This is a genomic window from Streptococcus sp. FDAARGOS_522 (genome assembly GCF_003812445.1).
GTDB classification, from domain to species: Bacteria; Bacillota; Bacilli; order Lactobacillales; family Streptococcaceae; genus Streptococcus; species Streptococcus agalactiae.
This window is the reverse complement of record NZ_CP033808.1, coordinates 938,974-957,042: the sequence shown is the minus strand read 5'-3', so window position 1 is coordinate 957,042 and position 18,069 is coordinate 938,974. Positions and strand designations below refer to the sequence as shown.

Here is an 18,069-nt window from a genome sequence, read left to right as displayed (position 1 = left end):
TGAACTATTATTATTGAAAGTAAATCACCTGAAAATATGTCAAGAAATAATTACGGTCAGCTAAATCATCATGAAGAGCTACGATATAACTATCTTTTAAAAAACATCCATTATCTTAATGAACGTGAAAAGATGGAATTTCAGTACCTTCATTATAAAAAAACAGCAGTACGACCACAGAGAAGGACAGAAAGTCCACCAACTAATTCTTATTATGAGGAACCTTATTCTGATTCTTATTATCAAGATGACGATTTTTACTCAGAGCCTCAGCTAACCTCACAAGGTTTACCAATTTATCAAGAAGAGAGAGCTCCGAAGAAGAAAAAACAAAGGGCCAGAAAAGAAAAACAGAGGGTGAAGGTTATGGCGCCTTTCCCTCCAAAGGCTATAACCCCCCCTAGAAAGAAAAAAAAATTTAAGGGTTTCCTAAAGTTCATAGGTATTATATTACTAATTGTTTTATCAGGTATGGTTTTCATGTTTGTTAAAGGAATGCGTGATGTGAATAATGGGAAGTCACATTATAGCCCTGCAATTATTGAAGATTTTAAGGGAAAAGATGCTGTTGATGGGACTAATATCTTAATTTTAGGTAGTGATAAACGTGTCAGCGAGAGATCTACTGATGCGAGAACAGATACCATAATGGTTGCTAATGTTGGTAACAAGGATAATAAGGTTAAGATGGTGAGTTTTATGCGAGATCTCTTAGTCAATATTCCTAATTATAGTACGGAAGGTTACTATGATATGAAATTAAATGCGTCTTTTAATTTGGGAGAACAAGATAATCATAAAGGAGCAGAGTATGTTCGACAAACGTTGAAAAATCATTTTGATATTGATATAAAATATTATGTTATGGTTGACTTTGAGACATTTGCAGATGCTATTGATACACTGTTTCCTAATGGTGTCAAGATTAATGCTAAATTTGGACTTGTCGGTGGACAATCTGCTGATTCAGTTAAAGTTCCTGATGATTTAAGGATGAAAAATGGCGTTGTACCTAGCCAAAAAATTAAGGTTGGGATTCAGTACATGGATGGAAGGACCCTTCTAAATTATGCTCGTTTCAGAAAAGACGATGATGGGGACTTTGGTCGAACACAACGTCAACAACAAGTTATGAGAGCTATTGTCTCTCAAATAAAAGACCCACGTCGTCTCTTTACAGGTTCTGCTGCTATCGGTAAAGCCTATGCTTTAACTTCAAGTAATTTATCTTATAGCTTTGTCCTAACAGATGGCATTCCAATTTTATCAGATGCTAAAAATGGTATTAAGCAAATGACAATTCCAAGAGAAGGAGATTGGGTAGATGATTATGACCAGTATGGTGGTCAAGGGTTAACAATTGATTTTGCTAAGTACAAAAAGATCCTAAAGAAAATGGGACTGCGTTAACATTTTTAATTATGATATAATAGAGTGATTTATTGTCACTCTATTTTTATCTTTAGTGTATAAACTAAAGACTTCAAATGATAGATATAAAAGGAAAATTATGTTACATAAAAATGATATTATTGAAACTGAAATTAGCGACATTAGCCATGAGGGAATGGGTATTGCCAAAGTAGATGGCTTTGTTTTCTTTGTTGAAAATGCTCTTCCAGGTGAGATTATTAAGATGCGCATCTTGAAATTACGTAAGCGTATAGGATATGGAAAAGTTGAGGAATATTTAACGACTTCTCCTCACCGAAATGAAGGATTAGACTATACCTATTTACGTACAGGGATTGCTGATTTGGGACATCTTACTTATGAACAACAGCTGTTATTTAAACAAAAACAAGTAGCTGATAACCTTTATAAAATTGCTCATATATCTGATGTTTTAGTAGAACCTACTCTTGGTATGACAATCCCTTTGGCATATCGAAATAAAGCTCAGGTACCAGTTCGTCGTGTTGATGGACAGCTAGAGACAGGTTTTTTCAGAAAAAATTCACATACTCTGGTATCCATTGAAGATTATTTAATTCAGGAAAAAGAGATTGATGCTCTGATTAATTTTACACGAGATTTATTAAGAAAATTTGATGTTAAACCATATGACGAAGAGCAGCAATCTGGTTTAATTAGAAATCTCGTTGTTCGTCGAGGACATTATACAGGGCAATTAATGTTGGTTTTGGTGACAACACGTCCTAAAATATTCCGCATTGACCAAATGATTGAAAAGTTGGTATCTGCCTTTCCTTCTGTTGTTTCAATTATGCAAAATATTAATGATCGTAATAGCAACGTTATTTTTGGGAAAGAATTTCGTACTCTATATGGTTCTGATACTATTGAGGACCAAATGTTAGGAAATACTTACGCTATATCAGCCCAATCTTTTTACCAAGTTAATACTGAAATGGCTGAAAAACTGTACCAAAAAGCAATCGATTTTTCAGATTTAAACTCAGAGGATATCGTTATTGATGCCTATTCAGGTATAGGAACAATTGGCTTATCTGTTGCTAAACAAGTAAAACATGTTTATGGTGTTGAAGTTGTTGAAAAAGCAGTAAGTGATGCCAAAGAAAATGCTACTCGAAATGGGATAACTAACAGTACCTATGTTGCTGATTCGGCTGAAAATGCAATGGCAAAGTGGCTTAAAGAAGGTATAAAACCAACTGTTATAATGGTTGATCCACCACGAAAAGGATTAACGGAGAGTTTTGTATATTCTGCTGCCCAAACAAAAGCAGATAAAATCACTTATATTTCTTGTAATTCAGCGACAATGGCGCGTGATATCAAACTATTTGAAGAATTAGGGTATCATTTAGTAAAAATTCAACCAGTAGACTTATTCCCAATGACACATCATGTCGAGTGTGTTGCTCTGCTTGTTAAAGCCTAGAACTCTTTGATAAATGGAAATAGTAAAAAGCCTTAATTTTAAGGCTTTTTGTCGTATGTAGGGGAAGTATCAGAGTGAGAGTTTAAGCTGAGTATCTTGATGTGATAGCGTGATTGAGAGAGTATTTATTTCCATAAACCCTAGGGGTATGGACTTGTTTCCATAGAAGAAGAGTTTGTGGAAATAAACATACCCCCTAAATTATTACCTAGATGGTCGTTGAAGTTTGAGTTCTATATATTGATACTATATATTTTAAATTTAGTATTTTTAAATCAGTAAAATAATATCCTTATTTTAAAATTTAGAGAAAGATAGTATAATAATAGAAAAGAAGAGAATTCGTGGATGTTAATAAATATAATCTTATTTACAATCAGAATATTGCTGAGAATAGTCACTGTCTTTTAAAAGCTTTATTCGTAAAAGATATAGAAATATAATATTTTTTTGAAGAGGTAAAGGAGAAAATAAGACCTGTTTAATTTAGAGTACTGATAAATCAGAATGGAGATGATTTTTTGCGAACATACTACAATAAAGAAGAACTAAAAGCTGAAATAGAGAAAACATTTGAGAAATATATTTCAGAATTTGATAATATTCCAGAAAATTTAAAAGACAAGAGAGTTGATGAAGTTGATAGAACTCCAGCAGAAAACCTTTCATATCAGGTTGGATGGACAAGTTTGGTTCTTAAATGGGAAGAAGATGAAAGAAAGGGGCTTCAAGTAAAAACACCATCGGATGAATTTAAATGGAATCAGCTTGGTGAATTATATCAGTGGTTCACAGATACCTACGCTCATTTATCTCTGCAAGAGTTGAAAGCAAAATTAAATGAAAATATTAATTCTATATATGCAATGATTGATTCGTTGAGTGAAGAAGAATTATTTAAACCACATATGAGAAAATGGGCTGATGAAGCGACTAAAACCGCCACTTGGGAAGTATATAAGTTTATTCATGTAAATACAGTTGCACCTTTTGGAACTTTTAGAACTAAAATCAGAAAATGGAAAAAAATAGTGTTATGAATTATATTTTTTTACATAAACAAAGTATAAATTTCTAATTATCTTTTTATATTTTCTTAAATGCTCGTAAAGCCTTATTCTATGTGCTTTCGAGTATTTTTACTGTAGGAAGATACTTCACGTTTCTTTGCATATTTCCTCATGTCTTAGCTGTCAGAAGTGGTAAATAAGTAGTAAATTCATTTGTACTACTAAGCAACAAGACGCTCCTGTTGCTTCTCTTTATTCAAGCGTTTCATTTCTGCCATTGCAGAATCGAATGTTGCATGTGCGTAATAGTTCAGCGTCATGGCTATATTAGCATGTCCCATAATGTACTGTAATGCCTTTGGATTCATTCCTGCATTTGCATAGTTGGTACAGAATGTATGTCGCAAACTATGTGGAGTGATGTGTGGCAATTTATCCTCGTTATACTTATTGTATTTCTTAACAAGACCTTTCATCATGCCGTTGTAATCACTTGCCACTTTTGGATAGTTCTTTCTATTAAGAAAGAGGAAATCACTATATCCATCAATCTCAACACGCTTATCATTCTTTCGATTCGCTAACACTCGCTTAAATGCTTGATAGGCTTCTTCAACCATAGGAACTTGACGTTCGCCACTTTTGGTCTTTGGTGTTTCAATGTAGTACCCAATTTCAGTATCTCTCAATAGCTGATGGTCTATATTGACAAGACGATTCTCAAAATCTAAATCTGGAAGTGTCAAACCACCAAACTCTGAAATACGAAGACCTGTTTTTAAGAGTATCAGAATTTCATCATAATTTTTGCTGTAGGTTTTATCAGCTTTTGCAAAGGCTAACAGTTTTTCTTCCTGTTCTTCTGTTAGTACGGTCTTAGGGACAGTATCATCATCAAGAACTGCTTTCAGTTGAAAGTCAAATGGATTCTTCCGAACACAATCATCTTGTATAGCAATATAGAATGAAGCCTTTAAAGAACGTTTGTAGTTATTGATGGTTTGATAAGCATAACCATTTTCACTCATTCTAATAGCCCATTCTTTAGCGTCTGATGGCTTAATACTGTCAATACTTCTTACACCTAACTTGTCTTTCTTCAAAATATCCATAAGATATTTGCGTCCAGTTTCAGTGTTTTTTCTAACCTTTGGTCTTTGAGCGTTCTGTTTTGCGTAAAGCTGGCAGAGTGTCATTTTCTTTCCTACAACATCAATACCATCATGAATGTCTTTCTGTAACTCTGCGATTTTCTCTCTAAGTGAGATACAATCACGCTTTCCTGCTGGTACTCGGTCTGTAGCCACAAGTTTCCACGAGTAAACAAATTGCGGTTCTCCAAATGAATCTATATATTTGTATAAGTATCTTCCGTCTTTTCGTTGGCTCTCTCCAGTCTTTAAGATTCGACCTTTATTGTCACGTCTTTTTTCTGACATGGCATTTGCTCCTTTCCTTTATGGAAAGAGCCTTGATACGACTTAATACTATTTTATCATATACAAGACCCTTTGGCGACGCTAGATTGCGTCCAATGTATCTATAATTTTTTCAAATTGTTTTCGTTTAATCTGAATACGATTGCCATTCATAATCAGCCAATTTGCATTTTTATTTTCCTCTGCCAAGCGTCGTAGCTTGTTTTCGCCAATACGAAAATATTTTGACGCTTCTTCAATGGTTAGGGTATAACGTTCCCAAATAGGAATGTCAGTCTGCTTCATAAAATCCTCCTTTCCAAATCACTTATTTGGATTTCATAAAAGTTGTTTTACCAGCAATCGAACAGCTTTAGCAAAGCTCACGGGAGTTCCACCCCTGCATGGTTCTCATGTAGCCATACTCATTGCCTGCGACGGTTTTATCACGCTCGGACTATTGACTGTATGGGAGTATCATTATCACGATAAGAATGTCGTTGCAGGCAATCCTGCTAAAGATTGCTTCTCGGATCACTAACATGAATCGCTCGCTATCTTTATAAGATAGGTCATGGCGGTTAGTTCCGTTGGCTCTTTTCTTATCGAAACGTATTCGATTACTTTTATTCAGTTTTCAAAGAACAATGGCTCGTTAGCCTATCAAAACACATTGAAAGCTCAATATGCTTTGGTGGAATAACAAACCTCCCTGTTCGGGAAGCGTGGAATGGTTTAGCACGCTTCCACGAAAGGAGAGAGGATATTACTTAATTTCAAATGACAAAATCTTTGTAATCAGTCTGGTTTCCATTCTTCCACGTAAGACTTCATCAACGACCATACTTTGATTGCCATATTCATCTTTCATAAGTCGTAGGGAACGCTTCGTTATGTACCCTCTGTAATGATGTAGAATCTGGTTAATCGCTTCGGTATCGCCATCTGTTGCCTTTACAATGAGAGGAAAGGGAATCATAGGATATTGTGTTTTCATTCTTCAAATTCCTCCATAAACTTTTTAATTAAGGCTAGTCCACTGGTTCTATGCCGATAGACAGTAGAACGGTTCAATTTCAACAGGTCTGCAATTTCTGAATCGCTCATGTCCATAAAGTAAAACAGCAGTAGAATTTCACGTTTCTTGTCTGGCAACTCACGTAATGCTTCACTCAACAAATCATTTTCAACGCCTACTGATAACCCATTGAGTGTAAAAATCTGAAAGTCAGTTGAATAGTTATCTGTTGTCGCAAACTGGCTAACAAGATAATCGCCAACATCCGAAAAGGACACCTCACGCTTTGCAATCCTTGAAAGATAAAGCATATAATTCTTTCGCTCGTCTTCCATAGCACGTTTACAGATATAGTCAAACTGATTTTCTATTGTGGTCTGAAAAGAAGATGGTTTCATGTTTCTCACCCCCTTTCTGTCTAGGAAAGGAAGTGAGCCTTGCTCGTTTATCTCCTTTCACTCTTAGTCCCAATGTGAAAGGGGGATTTGTTGCATTACTGATAAATAAACTTTGTAAAAAAGTTCTGAATAGCCAAAAAAGCATATAAACAGATTTATTTCTCTGTTTACATGCTTCTGTTATTCTATCTATATGATTTATAAAACCACATTGGTGGACGTACTTATCTATTGCAGATAGACGACTTTTTTTGACAAGAACCCAATGTAAGGAAATTTATTGTATATGATGTACTTCATGGCGACGTTGACCTCCAACAAACCGCCATTTGGAAGTAATATACAATATTTTAACAGCGTAAATAGCACTACCATATAACGGTTTTTTTTATTGGCGTTTAGTAGTGCTTTTTATTAAATATAAACCTATAAACCATATAACACGTTTTTCTATACCTGTTTTTAATTCAGTAGGAACAATAAAATGTATAGAGGTGGTCTACTATGCGTAAAAAAGAAGATAAATATGATTTTAGAGCCTTTGGTTTAGCCATTAAAGAAGCTCGATTGAAACGAGGTTTAACTCGTGAACAAGTGGGAGCATTGATTGAAATTGACCCACGGTACTTAACTAATATTGAAAATAAAGGGCAACACCCCAGCATACAAGTTCTTTATGACCTTGTATCGTTACTTCATGTTTCCGTTGATGAATTTTTCTTACCTGCTAATAACTTGGTAAAAAGCACCCGACGATTACAGATAGAGAAATACATGGATAGCTTTACAGACAAAGAACTATCCTTAATGGAATCTTTAGCCAGCGGTATCAACGAAGCAAGAAACATCGAAGACTAATTAAAAGAATCCATACATAACGGAAAGAGCCGATAAAATGAGATTGTATTAATCTCATTTTATCGGCTCTGCGTCTTTGCGTCTGGCTCTGTAATCACAGTTACTTTGAACTGCTTTATTTCAATTAAATTTTCTTGTCTGCATTTCGGACAATAGAGGGGGAATTTTTTTAATTCAGTATCTTCCCTTATCTTTAATCGTGTTTTATTTCCACATACAGGACACAATATCCACTTGTAGTTTATAATAACTATCTCCTCCTTTACACTTTAATTCAAATCTTTATTAAAAAATATTTCATCTTATTTAACAAGAAACCATATTTATATAACAACATAAAATACACTAAGTTATTTTATTGAACATATATCGTACTTTATCTATCCGACTATTTGGACGACGGGGCTGGCAAACAGGTTCACCGGTAGTAACATGGTACCCTTTTAACTCTGTTAAACAAACACTACGTCCATTTGTAAAGAAAGTTAAATCACTACGATATTCTTGAATACACCGAGCAGGGATTTCTCCACTAAGAATGACCTCATTATTTTTCAATTGAGTGTCTACGATGTTCGCACAATATTTAGGAGCATCGTTGTATGCTCGTGAAAGATATTCCTGTGGCGCATAAATTTTAAAACTAAGATATGGCTCTAACAATTCTGTTCCAGCTTTTTTTAAGACTTGTTCCAATACAATAGGAGCAAGCATCCGAAAATCTGCTGGGGTACTAACAGGGCTATAGTATAAGCCATACTTAAAACAGATTTTACAGTCCGTCACATTCCAACCATACAATCCTTGTTCACAGCCATAGCGTATCCCCTCCATAACTGCATTTTGAAACGATTGATTTAAGTATCCAAGAGAAACCGAGCTCTCATACTGCATTCCACTTCCCAACGGAAGCGGTGATACAGATAAACCAATGGAAGCCCAGAAAGGATTTGGCGGCACTTCGATGTGAATGGTATATTCTGCATTTTTTAACGGTCTCTCCATATAAATGACTGTAGGCTCTTTTAGTTCTATCTCCACATGATACTTTTCTTGCAACAGTGCACTAATCACTTCCATTTGTACTTTCCCTAAGAAAGAAAGTATAATTTCATGTGTCGTAGAATCCACGTAATATCGTAGAAGCGGATCACTATCTGAGATTTCCAAAAGGGCATCAAGCAACATTTCTCTCTGTTCAGGTTTACTCGGTTCAACAGTTGTTTGTAGTAGAGGGTGCGGATTTTCAATCTTTTTTCTCTGTGGCAATAGTTTTGTATCTCCAAGAACACTATTTAACTTCAAAAACTCATTTTGCAAAATAACAATTTCTCCAGAATAAGCTCTATCAATCTTACATAATTCACCATTTATTGAAGTATACATTTCTGTAACTTTAATTTTTTCTTTTTCTGATACTCTAACCGAATCTCGTAAATGTAGTACTCCACTATAAAGGCGTATATATGCAAGACGTTGTCTTTTTTTTGTATATTCAATTTTGAAAACATTTCCGCAAAGTTCAGACGGACCTCGATGTGTTGATGAATAAAATTTATTAGTAATAACTTCTATAAGGTTATCAATCCCTATATTACTTTTTGCACTTCCATGATAAAGAGGGAACAGAGAACAATTCTGAAATCTTATGCTTTCCTCTTGTTCGAGTTCCAATGCTTCTAATGATTTACCGGACATATATTTCTCTAAAAGGTCATCGTTTCCCTCTATTACCGTATCCCATTGTTCAGATTCGGTAAAGTTCGTCACACACATATTAGGATACAGTTCTACCTTCTGTTTGATTACAATTTCGGCAGAAAGTTTCTCTTTAATATCCTGATAAACCGTTGATAAATCAATTCCATTTTGGTCAATCTTATTGATAAAAAAGATTGTGGGAATCCCCATTTTCCTAAGTGCATGAAATAATATACGAGTTTGTGCTTGTACGCCATCTTTTGCAGAAATCAGTAGAATTGCCCCATCTAAAACTGATAATGAACGATATACTTCTGCTAAGAAATCCATATGTCCTGGCGTGTCTATGATGTTCACCTTCGTATTTTCCCACTGAAAAGAGGTTATTCCTGTCTGAATTGTAATTCCTCTCTGACGTTCTAAAAGCGTATTATCCGTCCTCGTTGTACCTTTGTCCACGCTTCCTAATTCTGTAATCGCTCCACTGTTATATAATAAGCTTTCTGTTAAGGTAGTTTTTCCTGCATCAACATGAGCTAAAACTCCAATATTAATAATTTTCATGTGATTTTCCTCCATTCAAAAACCCAAAAGGGCATAAAAATCCCAGTGATAAATACTTTTATCACTGGGATTTTTATGCATAACCATAGGCATACAAAGCATACAGATATTCTCCGGATACTTTAGAATCACATGATAAAGGTATTCTTAAACTGGGTACAAAAAACTAAGCCCTCCTAAAAAAGGACATCCAATTATTTGTTCCCACTATCAAATTGACAGTTTATTTAAGAATACCTTGCCGCATATTTATTAACTCCTTTTAAATAGATACTTAAATAATAGCACGTAAGAGCATATTTGTAAAGGAATCTCCAATTTTTTATCAAAGAGAGTACGTGATTACAAAATAGCTGTAATAATGTACCAATATTTGTTATTCTATAATCTTCCAATTACTCCCGTTCTTTTCAAGTACCAAATCAAATTGAGATACCTGCGTTGCTTTGGTCTGCTGGTCGATATACTCCACTGTCAGCGATACCGTGACTTGATTATCCTTACGATTGTGAATAGGATTTACCAGTTCTTGAAAGATGTACTCTTTTCCGATTGGTTTTAATATCCCGTCATTCACATAGTAGGAAAGTTCACTGGCTGTCGCTGTAGGATAGAGCTTGAAGAACGTCGTTAAAAACTCATTGATTTCATTGGTTGTAATGGAATCAACCGTCCCCTCACTTTCAATGGCTTTTGGTTTATAACTTGATTTCTTAGGTATGTTGGTAATGGTCGGATTCTTAACCAGTACCATATTTCCAGAACCATCTACATAGACACTCACTATATAAGCAGAGTGGACGGTCTTTGTATTTTCTCCCTCTGTAATGAGCTGGTCTACACTGTAGGTTACATTAAACTCATTGTCGCCAGTTGGCTCTACCGTCCATATCTGAAATCCTCTTACAGAAGACGATACAGGAATATCTTTGCGTACTGTATCAACATTGAGAGCTTGAAGTTCATCTGTCAGATAGCCTTTTAGACTTTCCATTCGATTATCAATGGACTTATCGGATTGCTCCCATGAATAGTAGACTTTCGCAAAGTTCTCTACAAAATTTTCTACATGATGAGTATCAACGTATTCCTTTTCTATGATAGTTGTTTCGTGAATAGTATGAGTATCTATAGCTGTAAAGTGCTTGAATATCGCAAAGCTGAAACTAAGCCCTAAAAGTACCCACAAGGCAATCACAACCTTTTTATGAGGATTGACCTTATAGACACGAGGTTTCTTTTCCTTTGGTATCTGTTTTTCTTTATTCTGATTTTTTCTAAATTTCATCATTAAATCTTCCTTTCTCATTGTTTGATTCGTCCTGCTCCCACTAAATGCTGTTGCCAGTAGGGGCTTGTTAAGTCGGCATAACCGATTGGGTCGCCTGCATGAAACATACGGTTATTGCCAAGGTATATCCCAACATGAGTAATATAAGAGCCAGCGTTATAGGTAGAATGAAAGAAAACCAAATCGCCAGCTTGTGCTTCCGATAGTGGGATATGCTGGGTCACATCATATTGCTGTTGTGCGGTTCGTGGTAAGTTAATTCCAGCTTTTCCATACGTCCATTGTGTCAGTCCGCTACAATCAAAAGAAGTAGTCGGGGAAGCTCCACCGTAAACGTATCGCCAGCCCTCATATTTCAGTGCTTCGTCCATGATGGCTTGTACCGTATCATCATCAAACTCTGTTGTGACAAGATACTGCGTTACCAGTTGCACATAAAACATATTGCCATAGTTGTATCGCCAGCCCCCATTGATAGGTATGGCTATGGGATTGGGGTAAGACACTTTTTCGCCACCTGAATACTCTTTTGAGAAACTTTGAGCCAGTTCAAAGGTATATTTATTTCCACGATTAGCCACATACCCTAAGAAACCACCACCATAATTGTAGGACTGGATAACCGATTCTAAATCTACACTGAGCCTTTCGCTACTGGCTAATAATTCACTGAAATACTTCACACCTTGCTTAATGGATTCTTCTGTACTCAATGAATTAGGTGGAAGACCGAGGGATTCCGAGGACTGCATAACATCTTCCGCAGTACCGCCCGATTCCACCTGTATAATCGCAAGAAGTATGTTGACATATTCTTCAACGCCATATTCTTTGGCATATTTTTCTACCATAGGCTTATGAGCCAGCACTTCTGCGGAAACATTCACACCTCCATAATGAATATTGGAAATTCCGCTGTCCTGTTCATCTGAAAATAAAATGGCAACAAACAGAAGCAGTGAGAAGACCATCAAGAATAATCCAGAACCACCAATCACTAAAGTTTTCAACTTCATGGTTTCTTACCGACTTTCTTAATGGTGGCGGTTTTGATTGGTGGTCTACTTCTTGTATTTTGTAGTGGTACTCTTTGAACAGTAGACGGACGTTCTTTTGTGATTGGACGTTGTGAAGTTCTATCTGCTGTAGTGGTTGAAGTTGCTGGCTTTTGAACGGTTTTTTCTTGAACGGTATTGCCTTGGCGTTCCACTTTTGGACTTGAAAAATCGGACTTAACTGCTGGACGCTCTTGTTTGGCTTGTTGAGATTCCTTATATGAAGTCTGAATATTAGACTGTTTTGAGGTCTGTTCATCATGATATTGTTCTTGTCTTGTAGTCGGTCTTTCATGAACAGAAGAAGCAGGCTGTTTTTTCTGTTTGACCTGTTCCATTTCAGAGCGACGCTTCGCAATGGTTTTTCGCCTTTGTTCCTGCTGTTCCTTGCGTCCACTGGCTCTGTCCGCTTTGGTTTGAGAAATACTACTGGTTAAATCACGGACATTCTCTTTTACTTTGGATTTTCCTTGATATACTGCATATCTTGCATTGGTCGGCAAATCTTTAACCTGTTCTTTCAAACCACTAGCAGTGTCTACCATTCTGTCTTTGGTATCAGCTACTGTACCGATGGTTTGACCGATACGTTTTCCAAGTGTTGATTTTTCCTTTCCGTCTGGTCGGGAGTGATCTGCTTGTGTCCTTGCAGAACTCCCCGAACCCGACTGTCCTTTTTTACCTGTAACAATGGCAGACCCAGCCCCTAGAGTAGTCATGGAACGTCCAAGTTTCCGCTGTAGACGGTGCATGTGAGCGTGCATAAGCATACGAGGTTTTCTCATCACACGACTTCCCACACTTTGAGAATCGTTACTCTGTAGAGAAAACATACTCATTAAATCGCCCAGCTTGAAGTAGATTCCTGCAAAGGTCACAATCTGTAGAAAAGCAATCAAAAAGAACGGATAACCAGCCGATAAGGTATAGAGCATGGTTGAAATACTAAATGCTGTCGTAATAATCAATGTGATTCCAGCTCGTGTCAAAATGGTATTAAAGAGCTTTGTTATGGCTCGTTTTGACATACCATCAAATGATGGAATCATGCTTAAAATAAAGCTCACAGGCAGAAACATAGCATAGATGATAAAAAGTACCTGCGAGAAAATCATGATTCCTGTTAATAGGAATACAAATATGGAAATCCCAATATTGAAGACAAATAGGAAGAAGACTGTACCTAAACGGTTAATGGTCTTTGTAATGGTTAGATTGGTATTGCTTCTGTCTTCAATTTCTTCCGCAACAATTTTTTCTCTGTCTTCGCCATTGTTGGAATCTGGGCTGGTGGAGAGCAGGCTTTCCACACGGTCAATACCGATACTTTCAATGTCTGAACTGTTGTATTGAAGCAGTAGCCACGGTTGCTGAACCTGTATGGAAAACAGGCTATCTCTGATTAAGTCCACGCTGTCCTTGCCTTGACTATCGGAATGGGGCATGACAATCTTCGTGCCAAGTGATAAACTGGCATTACTGATGTCTGATGAAAAGTCATTGATTTTTTTAATGTAGTCGGGAGCGTAGGCAATAAAGGAAGCCGATAGGATAAACACCAGCACAAAATTCATAATGGCATGAATTGCCTTTGTGGTTTCTCTCTTTATCAGTCCCGTATAGGCAACATAAACCCCAAGAACCAAAATCAAGAGTAAGAGGAATCCAACATAGAAACCCTCTGTTGAAAATCCGTTTGCACTCACACCAGCTAAGGTCTGCATATTCTTACCAATGGAATCTGCTGTAGCGGAAATGAAGTCTAAGGAATAGGCTTCCTGTACTAAGTAACCTGTCGCATTGGAAACATACAAACTGATTGTCCAAATAAAATTGGTAATGGCATATAGTCCATACATGACCTGTTTTCCAATCCCGTCCGACCAGTTCCACGGAAGCCAGCCCCAGCTATTATCCACATAAAAATCCAGTTGATAGTTTTCAAGTGGGTATCGGCTGTATTCATTTGCCACATTGACCGTATCATCTACCAAGCCCGCAGCTTGAACCACCGTTCCCAGCATGGCTAAAAGAAAAATGGCAATCACAAGTGTGAAAGCCACTGTCATTGCCACTTTACCTAGACGTTTCAGCGTCCAGTTTGATTTTATTCTGTTTACTATTGATGGTTTCACATTTACACCTCTTTTCGCACAGGTGGTCTGGTATCAAAGGCATGGAGCAGTTCTTCAAATACAGGGTGGAACTGTATCACACCGACACGACCATATAAATCACTGATAAGGCATTGCCCGTTTTCCAAATCACGCAATCGCTTCTGATTGTTTTCGTCCTCTGGGTCTACACCAAAAAAGGCTAAGGTCTTTTTAATCTCGTTAAGGTCAGTGGAACGAAATGCAAATTTTAAGCCGAGGTTATTTTTCAGTTTTTCATCTAAGAGGTCGTCTGTATTTTGGGTCACGAAATATACCCCAGCGTTCATAGCACGACCAGCCCGAACCAGCTTCATAGATAGTGTTTTTCCTTGTGCTACCTGTAAAAAGCTCCATGCTTCGTCTAAATCTACAATCTTGAAAATGCTTCGGTCTGTATGGATAAAGTCTAAAGCAAAGGTACTAATGACAATCAGCATAGCAACGGATAAAAGCTCCATAGTGGTATATTCCTCAAAGGAAGTTTCCTTGTCGGGAAGTACCAAGTCCGCAACCTGTATAATGTTCAGTTGTTTTTCTAAGCTGATAGACTGCTCCACATAACCATTACTGAATAATAAATGTGCAAAGTCATAGTCTGTAAAACTTTCGATATGGTCGGCTATACTGGTACTTAGTGGCGTATTCTCAACCCGTAATTCCTCAATCACTTTCATCAACCCTCGTACTTCACTATTGGTTACTGCACGAATGGCTTTTCTAAGGATTGGGAAGCGTTCCCCATCACGAGAGGAAATCCCCGTAAGGAATGTCAGAATATCAATAGCCAGTGATTCAGAATCTTTGGGATTTTTCATAATCACATAAGGGTCAAGTAAGCCTTTGTTTTTCTCATCAGAAGTCAGAGTGACGATATTGATTTCATGGGAAATCTCTGGCAAGGTTTCTTTCCATCTGCCACGTTCTGCTTTTGGGTCTACAATCACTGCTTGTGCCCCATAAAGCACCGCATAATAGACGATAAGGTTATTCGCAAAGGATTTACCACCACCCAGCGAACCAACAAAAGCCGACGCTAACGCATTGGTTACTGAACCCTTAACCCCTTGACTGGCAAGAGCAGGTTTCAGATAGACATTGCGTCCAGTATCTAAGCTGTAGCCAACATAAATCCCCTCATTTTCCCCCAGCATTTGAGTAGCACCAAAACCTAAACCAGCGAGGAAATCAGAGGTCACGTATTGAATATAATCATTCATATAACGCTTGCTGGCAGGTAAAAATTCTTCATGTAAGCCGAGCATATCCCCAAATGGTCGTACCAGTTTTACGCTTAAATCGTCATAAAAATCTTTCACTTCATTACAACGACGTTTGAGTTCGTCAAGATCATTTGCTGATACCCTTACCACATAAGACAGCTTGTACATAGATTCCTTGCTTTGGTCTAAATTGGTTTCCAGCTCATTCACACTTTCCAGAGCTTCCGCCACATTGGAGCTGGTTTCATTATCACTTTGCCAAGCGTGGTTATCCAAGTCTTTCAGTTCTTTCTTTTTATTGCGGACAGTAGATAGGGCTTTACGATTCGCTACAATTTCCACATTCATTGACGTATCAATCGGGAATGTAAATTGCTGTTGCTGGTAGTAGAAGATTTCAGAGGACGGGAAGTCCAGTTCTCCGACAATGCTGTTAATGGTAAAGTAAGCTACATAGACGGTTTCATCTTCCTGCTGGATTTTCAAATATCGCTGTTTTTCTTCCACCAAACAGCGAGTAGGCTTAATCAAGTCATAGTATTTAATCAGCGTTTCATTATCCAGCTTTTTCTTTGATAGATGGTACTCATACTCTTCATAGGCAGTGCCTGTCTGTCCGTAAAGGTGTTCAATCAGATAGCCGAAGTCGTCCTTATCTAACCTGCGGATTTTGAAACGACGAGAGATTTTATTTTCTAAGAGCTTTTCCATCTTCTGAAAACGCAGGATTTCATCATTACTCATACTAACAAAATCGCCCATCAGCTTATGGTTCACATCATAGACAAAATCAGACAAAGCATTTTTTGCTTCAACGGTAAGACTTTTCATAGAAAACTCCTGATCGTTGAGAAGCAACTTAAAGCCGATAAAGAAACGGTAGTTCACTTGATTTTCGCCAATCATGGATATTAAAGCGTCTGTCTGTTGGTCGATTTTGTCATAGGCAACCGCTTTGAGCTTGCCAGTGACTTCATTTTTGGAACGCTCTTGTGCAGAACGTATGCTGGATTCTGTACTGATTTGTAAAGCATGAATTTTGCCATCACGATTTTGTGCGATAAGCTGTCTGAAAGAATCATGCACTTGTATTTTCTGTTCTGGACTTAGAAATGAGTAATTGTAAGGAACAAGCTCATAGTAAGCATAACATTCCCCGTCTTTATTCCAGACGAGATTGTTTTCAATGTATTTAATTGGATATGCCATAAAATTCACTCCTAACTGCTGTAATGGCTTCTTGTGGCTGGTTTCTGCCAAGCGTTACTTTTTTTCCTGCATAGGTCAGCTTTGGTCGCAGTGCATAAGCAATGACAGACTTCAAAAATCCATAAGGCTTTTTACCATCAAAAGTTTTTGTAGACATAAACCATGTGAAAGCCACAGGAATCCCAAAGTATTTGAGAAATGCTCCCTCTATCATGGAAAGAGGGGGCAAGTTGCCAAGTATCATCACTGCAAAGAGTGACACGACAAACCATGTCATTTGCGTAAAGGTTATGGGAAACGGAAGTCTAAAATCATTGATAGAATACAGTACCTTTTCCACAGACCAGATACTGGTATAGCTTCGTATTTTCTTCATGTAATCAATCCTTTCATAAAAAATAGGGGTAGCTGATTGAGCCACCCCGTAAAATAGAAAATCTGCCAGTAGTAATGTACCGACAGATTTAATAGACGATTTCAAAAATCCCATGATTGGTTGAGATAAACGTTCCTGAAAGGTCTAAATCCCGACCATAGGCTTGATAATCAATATAGTTTTGAAGACTAGCTGGTACTTCGCCTAAAGCACCCGTTTCTTCAATGTAGTAGCGTGCCACGTCATACATATCATCACAATCGGAATGAATGATAATATCCTCTTGATGTTCGCTTAGTTCTTCAATGCTTGAAAAATGAGTGAGCAGAGCAGATAGCTCCGATTGTAATTCTTCGGGTAATTCCGATACCATTTCCCATAGTCGATTGAGTTCGCCAATGGAAGTGTATTCGTCAACCGTAAAGGGTAACTCGTAGTCATGAATGGCGTATTCCTCATATTCATCATTCAAGCCGATTTTCTCTTTGACTTCCTCAAAGTCAATGGGAAAGGTAAACCACGCACCGACCAATTCGCCCTCATTGTATTTGCCTAAATTCGCAATATAGACTTGCATATCGTCCATATATTCACGTCCTTTCTTTGTAGAGATTCAAAAATCCCTACCGCACTTCGTTTGGTGTACCATTCCTTTGCGGAACATAAGAAAACCACTTATATTCCACAAAAGAACGGTTTTATTTAAGCACCAATAATGCGATTGAATAGCTCTAGTAAAATGTCTTTTACTCCAGCAGCGTTGAAGACTAAGCCAACCGCAATAATCGCAATAATTAAAAAGCCAATCAGTTTGCTAAACTCACGCTTGAAGCCAAGATACAAGCCAATCACAACGATTGCTAAAAGCACCAGTGATTGAGCGTTTGATAGAAACCAGTTATAAAGGTTTTGTCCAAAATTCATAAAAA

Annotated in this window: 18 protein-coding genes and 1 pseudogene; 5 read left to right on the top strand and 14 right to left on the bottom strand. The window is 37.3% G+C overall.

Annotation, left to right across the window (positions count from 1 at the left end; all coding sequences use genetic code 11):
• Positions 1-36 precede the first annotated feature (36 nt).
• The 3 genes from EGX70_RS04695 to EGX70_RS04685 all read left to right on the top strand — a co-directional run bounded on the left by EGX70_RS04695 (position 37) and on the right by EGX70_RS04685 (position 3,906).
• Entirely contained in the window at positions 37-1,410 is a 1,374-nt protein-coding gene (locus EGX70_RS04695; RefSeq protein ID WP_000089337.1) for an LCP family protein, read from the top strand.
• 100 nt (positions 1,411-1,510) lie between these two features.
• The gene (gene rlmD / locus EGX70_RS04690; protein WP_000902645.1) at positions 1,511-2,866 is read left to right on the top strand and encodes a 23S rRNA (uracil(1939)-C(5))-methyltransferase RlmD; all 1,356 of its coding nucleotides are present in this window, start codon (positions 1,511-1,513) and stop codon (positions 2,864-2,866) included.
• Positions 2,867-3,387: 521 nt separating this feature from the next.
• On the top strand, positions 3,388-3,906 hold the full coding sequence (locus EGX70_RS04685) for a ClbS/DfsB family four-helix bundle protein (protein ID WP_001261523.1): 519 nt from the start codon (positions 3,388-3,390) through the stop codon (positions 3,904-3,906).
• A 191-nt stretch (positions 3,907-4,097) separates the two neighbouring features.
• Here the strand turns inward: EGX70_RS04685 and EGX70_RS04680 are convergent, their stop codons facing one another.
• Together EGX70_RS04680 and EGX70_RS04675 are read right to left on the bottom strand one after the other, a co-directional pair.
• On the bottom strand, positions 4,098-5,315 hold the full coding sequence (locus tag EGX70_RS04680) for a tyrosine-type recombinase/integrase (RefSeq protein ID WP_001291561.1): 1,218 nt from the start codon (positions 5,313-5,315) through the stop codon (positions 4,098-4,100).
• Between the two features lie 81 nt (positions 5,316-5,396).
• Complete coding sequence (locus EGX70_RS04675; protein WP_000814511.1) at positions 5,397-5,600, bottom strand: excisionase; 204 nt, start codon at positions 5,598-5,600, stop codon at positions 5,397-5,399.
• On the opposite strand from EGX70_RS04675, the gene EGX70_RS11190 reads away from it, so the two are divergent.
• A complete protein-coding gene (locus EGX70_RS11190; protein WP_001845478.1) occupies positions 5,584-5,835 on the top strand; it encodes a hypothetical protein in 252 nt (83 codons plus the stop codon). The two genes, EGX70_RS04675 and EGX70_RS11190, sit on opposite strands and share 17 nt — an antisense overlap.
• A 225-nt stretch (positions 5,836-6,060) precedes the next feature.
• Here the strand turns inward: EGX70_RS11190 and EGX70_RS04665 are convergent, their stop codons facing one another.
• Together EGX70_RS04665 and EGX70_RS04660 are read right to left on the bottom strand one after the other, a co-directional pair.
• Complete coding sequence (locus EGX70_RS04665; protein WP_000857133.1) at positions 6,061-6,291, bottom strand: helix-turn-helix domain-containing protein; 231 nt, start codon at positions 6,289-6,291, stop codon at positions 6,061-6,063.
• On the bottom strand, positions 6,288-6,710 hold the full coding sequence (locus EGX70_RS04660) for a sigma-70 family RNA polymerase sigma factor (RefSeq protein ID WP_000804885.1): 423 nt from the start codon (positions 6,708-6,710) through the stop codon (positions 6,288-6,290). The genes EGX70_RS04665 and EGX70_RS04660 overlap by 4 nt, the downstream gene beginning before the upstream one ends.
• Before the next feature lie 504 nt (positions 6,711-7,214).
• On the opposite strand from EGX70_RS04660, the gene EGX70_RS04650 reads away from it, so the two are divergent.
• Positions 7,215-7,568 carry a helix-turn-helix transcriptional regulator gene (locus EGX70_RS04650; RefSeq protein ID WP_001227347.1) on the top strand — a complete coding sequence of 118 codons (354 nt, stop codon included), beginning with the start codon at positions 7,215-7,217 and terminating at the stop codon, positions 7,566-7,568.
• Positions 7,569-7,627: 59 nt separating this feature from the next.
• Here EGX70_RS04650 and EGX70_RS04645 read toward each other — a convergent pair whose 3' ends face one another.
• The 10 genes and pseudogenes from EGX70_RS04645 to EGX70_RS04600 all read right to left on the bottom strand — a co-directional run bounded on the left by EGX70_RS04645 (position 7,628) and on the right by EGX70_RS04600 (position 18,064).
• Entirely contained in the window at positions 7,628-7,795 is a 168-nt protein-coding gene (locus EGX70_RS04645) for a cysteine-rich KTR domain-containing protein (protein ID WP_000336323.1), read from the bottom strand.
• 118 nt (positions 7,796-7,913) lie between these two features.
• Positions 7,914-9,833 carry a tetracycline resistance ribosomal protection protein Tet(M) gene (gene tet(M), locus EGX70_RS04640; RefSeq protein ID WP_000691736.1) on the bottom strand — a complete coding sequence of 640 codons (1,920 nt, stop codon included), beginning with the start codon at positions 9,831-9,833 and terminating at the stop codon, positions 7,914-7,916.
• 15 nt (positions 9,834-9,848) lie between these two features.
• Positions 9,849-9,896, bottom strand: a pseudogene (locus tag EGX70_RS11290) (hypothetical protein); the annotation flags it as partial.
• Between the two features lie 313 nt (positions 9,897-10,209).
• Complete coding sequence (locus EGX70_RS04630) at positions 10,210-11,142, bottom strand: conjugal transfer protein (protein ID WP_001224318.1); 933 nt, start codon at positions 11,140-11,142, stop codon at positions 10,210-10,212.
• Positions 11,139-12,140: a lysozyme family protein gene (locus tag EGX70_RS04625; RefSeq protein WP_000769868.1), complete on the bottom strand. Its 1,002-nt coding sequence runs from the start codon at positions 12,138-12,140 to the stop codon at positions 11,139-11,141. Before EGX70_RS04625 ends, EGX70_RS04630 begins: the two co-directional genes overlap by 4 nt.
• On the bottom strand, positions 12,137-14,314 hold the full coding sequence (locus EGX70_RS04620) for a CD3337/EF1877 family mobilome membrane protein (RefSeq protein WP_000804748.1): 2,178 nt from the start codon (positions 14,312-14,314) through the stop codon (positions 12,137-12,139). The genes EGX70_RS04625 and EGX70_RS04620 overlap by 4 nt, the downstream gene beginning before the upstream one ends.
• Positions 14,315-14,316: 2 nt before the next feature.
• Entirely contained in the window at positions 14,317-16,764 is a 2,448-nt protein-coding gene (locus EGX70_RS04615; RefSeq protein ID WP_000331160.1) for an ATP-binding protein, read from the bottom strand.
• Positions 16,748-17,140, bottom strand: coding sequence for a conjugal transfer protein (locus EGX70_RS04610; RefSeq protein WP_000723888.1), 393 nt, complete (start codon positions 17,138-17,140; stop codon positions 16,748-16,750). Before EGX70_RS04610 ends, EGX70_RS04615 begins: the two co-directional genes overlap by 17 nt.
• Positions 17,141-17,228: 88 nt before the next feature.
• On the bottom strand, positions 17,229-17,726 hold the full coding sequence (locus EGX70_RS04605) for an antirestriction protein ArdA (protein ID WP_000342539.1): 498 nt from the start codon (positions 17,724-17,726) through the stop codon (positions 17,229-17,231).
• 116 nt (positions 17,727-17,842) lie between these two features.
• The gene (locus EGX70_RS04600; protein WP_001009056.1) at positions 17,843-18,064 is read right to left on the bottom strand and encodes a hypothetical protein; all 222 of its coding nucleotides are present in this window, start codon (positions 18,062-18,064) and stop codon (positions 17,843-17,845) included.
• Positions 18,065-18,069: the final 5 nt, after the last annotated feature.

Excerpts from the sequence above, each read along its gene's own strand:
- EGX70_RS04630 (WP_001224318.1), bottom strand. The coding sequence starts at position 11,142 with ATGAGAAAGGAAGATTTAATGATGAAATTTAGAAAAAATCAGAATAAA.
- EGX70_RS04610 (WP_000723888.1), bottom strand. The coding sequence starts at position 17,140 with ATGAAGAAAATACGAAGCTATACCAGTATCTGGTCTGTGGAAAAGGTA.
- EGX70_RS04605 (WP_000342539.1), bottom strand. The coding sequence starts at position 17,726 with ATGGACGATATGCAAGTCTATATTGCGAATTTAGGCAAATACAATGAG.
- EGX70_RS04695 (WP_000089337.1), top strand. The coding sequence starts at position 37 with ATGTCAAGAAATAATTACGGTCAGCTAAATCATCATGAAGAGCTACGA.
- EGX70_RS04675 (WP_000814511.1), bottom strand. The coding sequence starts at position 5,600 with ATGAAGCAGACTGACATTCCTATTTGGGAACGTTATACCCTAACCATT.
- EGX70_RS04650 (WP_001227347.1), top strand. The coding sequence starts at position 7,215 with ATGCGTAAAAAAGAAGATAAATATGATTTTAGAGCCTTTGGTTTAGCC.
- EGX70_RS04665 (WP_000857133.1), bottom strand. The coding sequence starts at position 6,291 with ATGAAAACACAATATCCTATGATTCCCTTTCCTCTCATTGTAAAGGCA.
- EGX70_RS04660 (WP_000804885.1), bottom strand. The coding sequence starts at position 6,710 with ATGAAACCATCTTCTTTTCAGACCACAATAGAAAATCAGTTTGACTAT.
- EGX70_RS04600 (WP_001009056.1), bottom strand. The coding sequence starts at position 18,064 with ATGAATTTTGGACAAAACCTTTATAACTGGTTTCTATCAAACGCTCAA.
- EGX70_RS11190 (WP_001845478.1), top strand. The coding sequence starts at position 5,584 with ATGTCAGTCTGCTTCATAAAATCCTCCTTTCCAAATCACTTATTTGGA.
- EGX70_RS04680 (WP_001291561.1), bottom strand. The coding sequence starts at position 5,315 with ATGTCAGAAAAAAGACGTGACAATAAAGGTCGAATCTTAAAGACTGGA.
- EGX70_RS04615 (WP_000331160.1), bottom strand. The coding sequence starts at position 16,764 with ATGGCATATCCAATTAAATACATTGAAAACAATCTCGTCTGGAATAAA.
- EGX70_RS04625 (WP_000769868.1), bottom strand. The coding sequence starts at position 12,140 with ATGAAGTTGAAAACTTTAGTGATTGGTGGTTCTGGATTATTCTTGATG.
- rlmD (WP_000902645.1), top strand. The coding sequence starts at position 1,511 with ATGTTACATAAAAATGATATTATTGAAACTGAAATTAGCGACATTAGC.